This is a genomic window from Catenibacterium sp., from assembly GCF_052354645.1.
In the GTDB taxonomy this organism is placed as follows: domain Bacteria; phylum Bacillota_I; class Bacilli_A; order Erysipelotrichales; family Coprobacillaceae; genus Catenibacterium; species Catenibacterium mitsuoka_A.
Map to the genome: position 1 here is coordinate 1 of NZ_DAWDDM010000282.1, position 2,593 is coordinate 2,593.

3 protein-coding genes and 1 pseudogene are annotated in these 2,593 nt (G+C 31.4%); all 4 read right to left on the reverse strand.

Annotated features, from left to right (window positions below):
• Positions 1-445 (reverse strand): ABC transporter ATP-binding protein (locus ACT8VG_RS09965; RefSeq protein WP_444195774.1); only part of this gene is annotated, 445 nt, incomplete at its 3' end.
• Between the two features lie 103 nt (positions 446-548).
• Entirely contained in the window at positions 549-1,523 is a 975-nt protein-coding gene (locus ACT8VG_RS09970; RefSeq protein ID WP_444195775.1) for an ATP-binding protein, read from the reverse strand.
• Complete coding sequence (locus tag ACT8VG_RS09975; protein WP_006505582.1) at positions 1,507-2,193, reverse strand: response regulator transcription factor; 687 nt, start codon at positions 2,191-2,193, stop codon at positions 1,507-1,509. Before ACT8VG_RS09975 ends, ACT8VG_RS09970 begins: the two co-directional genes overlap by 17 nt.
• A 50-nt stretch (positions 2,194-2,243) precedes the next feature.
• Positions 2,244-2,593: pseudogene (locus tag ACT8VG_RS09980) on the reverse strand (MATE family efflux transporter); the annotation flags it as partial.

Genomic DNA, 2,593 nt, shown 5'->3' on the forward strand with positions numbered 1-2,593 from the left:
CTCCTGATACTTCATAAGGATATTTATCCAGTAGTGATTCAATACCTAGCTGTGGTGCTAAATGATTCAATTTAGTTTCCATCACATCATAGTTTTCTTTAGACAAAACTAGAGGTAAAAAGATATTATCACGTAAAGAGAATGTATCTAATAAGTTGAAATCCTGAAATACAAATCCAAGATTCTTTCTTCTAAACTGTGAAATATGCTTTTCACTGATTTTAGTAATATCTTCTCCATTAAGTAGTACTTCGCCACTTGTTGGTGTATCTAGAGATGCTAAGATATTTAAAAGTGTTGTCTTACCACTTCCTGATTCACCCATGATAGCTACATATTCTCCTTCTTCTACTGAAAAAGAGACATTAGACAAAGCAGTGACCTGCTGAGATGAAAAACGTGTTGTATAGACTTTTTTTAAGTTTTTAACTTCTAATAATGACATATATGTTTTCCTCCTTCGTTACAACTATAGTTTAATTATTTTGAAACATATCTGCCATTGATTCACCTTACAGAATAAGTCTCTAATCTTACAATTTTGTAAGTTACTCTACGATAAGAGGTTTTTTCTCAAAACAAATGGAAACAGTAGTGCCTTGATTGATTATAGATTCTATATGAATAGGATAACCTAGAGTATCACATATATTCTTAACAAGATATAAGCCTAATCCACTGGCTTTCTTATCAATACGTCCATTTGTACCGGTAAAGCCTTTTTCAAAGACACGAGGTAAATCCTCTTTCTTAATTCCTATTCCTGTATCTTCTATATATAATGTATAATCCTTCATATAAATATGAATAGAACCTTCTTTAGTATACTTCAAGGCATTGGATAAAATCTGTTCAATAATAAAAGAAGTCCACTTCTCATCCGTAACTATTTCTTCATCTAGTTCTTCTAGTTGAAGAGAAATTTTCTTATGAATAAAGAATAAGGATTGTTTTTTGACTACTTCATTCACAATATCCCCTATTTTATAATGTTCAATCTTCAAGTCCTGGTTCATATGTCCCATCTTGACATAGTACATCATCATATCTACATACTGTTCAATACGTAATACCTGCATAGAAAGTAGTCTCGGAGATAAATCACCTGATTGTATGAGTAGTCGAAGTCCTGCAATCGGTGTCTTAATCTGATGAACCCAGAGTGTCATATAATCTGATAATTCATGATAGCTTGTATCCTTCTGATTATTAAGGACACTATTAGCCTGGATAATCTTTTCTATAAGAGAATAATAAGACTCTTCTAAATCATTTTCTGGTGCAGGTATATTTTCTAAGTAGATATGATCAAGATGTAAGGCATAATGAAGTGCTTTTAGCTTCTTATTATATTTATAATAGTCATAGCCAAAATAAACAATCACAAAGAAGAAACATAGACAGGTAGGATAATAAAGTAATGAAATAGAAACATCACATAATAAGAGGATCAGATCAAACAAGAAGATCATCACCAGATAAACAAGATAATAACGATAATGGTCTTTAATGTATGTCTTCATAATATAACTGATACCCTATCCCTTTCTTTGTATGAATAAGCTGTGGTAAAGAAAAAGCATCTAATTTCTTTCTTAAGCGATTAATATTGACACTTAATGTATTATCATCTACAAAAGCTTCACTTTGCCAGAGGGCTTCCATGATTGTATCTCTTGATACAATCTGTCCTGCATGTTCAAATAGTATCTGCATGATCTTAAGTTCTGTCTTAGTGAGTTCTATAGAGTCCTCATGATAACTGATAACACCCTTTAATAAATCTAAAGTGAGTGATTGATAGTTTAAGACATTCTGTGTTTTATTAAATGAATAGGTACGTCTAAGTATTGCCTGTAACTTAGCAGTAAGTACCGTCAAGTCGAAAGGCTTATTAATAAAATCATCTGCACCCATATTCATTGCCATAACGATATTCATATTCTCACTTGTAGAAGAAATAAAGATAATAGGTACTTCTGATTCTTTTCTTATTTCCTGACACCAATAATAACCATTATAGTAAGGCAGTGAGATATCTAATAAGATAAGTAATGGTTCATAGTTTCTAAAGTCTTCTAAGACATTTTCAAAATCATTGACTACAAACACATCATAATTCCACTTTTCTAGATGTTTTTTTATAGAAGAAGCAATAATTTCATCATCTTCTACAATCATTATTTTCTGCATATATAACCACCTCTAGTTCATTATACACAAAAAAGAGACAAAATGTCTCTTTATTCAATAACACTAAATTGTGTCCACTTATCTGATTTATAACGTAAATGGAATACAATAGCACGCATTGACCAGTCAGCACACATTGCCAAGGCAATACCAATCACCCCTAGATTCAATGTAATACCAAATATAATAGAGAGTATCCCTCTTACGACGACTGTACTCAAGATTGATACAATCATTGTATATTTGACATCTCCTGTCGCACGTAATCCATTTGAAAGTGGTCCAGAGAACGGGAAGGCAATTGTGTTAAATAGGTTATGAATAATAACCAAAAAAATGACCATATAATAAGATTCTGATGATAATTGATAAAATTGAAGGAATAGTGGTGAAATGAAAA

Coding starts and splice junctions, on each gene's coding strand:
- ACT8VG_RS09975 (WP_006505582.1), bottom strand. CDS start 2,193: ATGCAGAAAATAATGATTGTAGAAGATGATGAAATTATTGCTTCTTCT.
- ACT8VG_RS09970 (WP_444195775.1), bottom strand. CDS start 1,523: ATGAAGACATACATTAAAGACCATTATCGTTATTATCTTGTTTATCTG.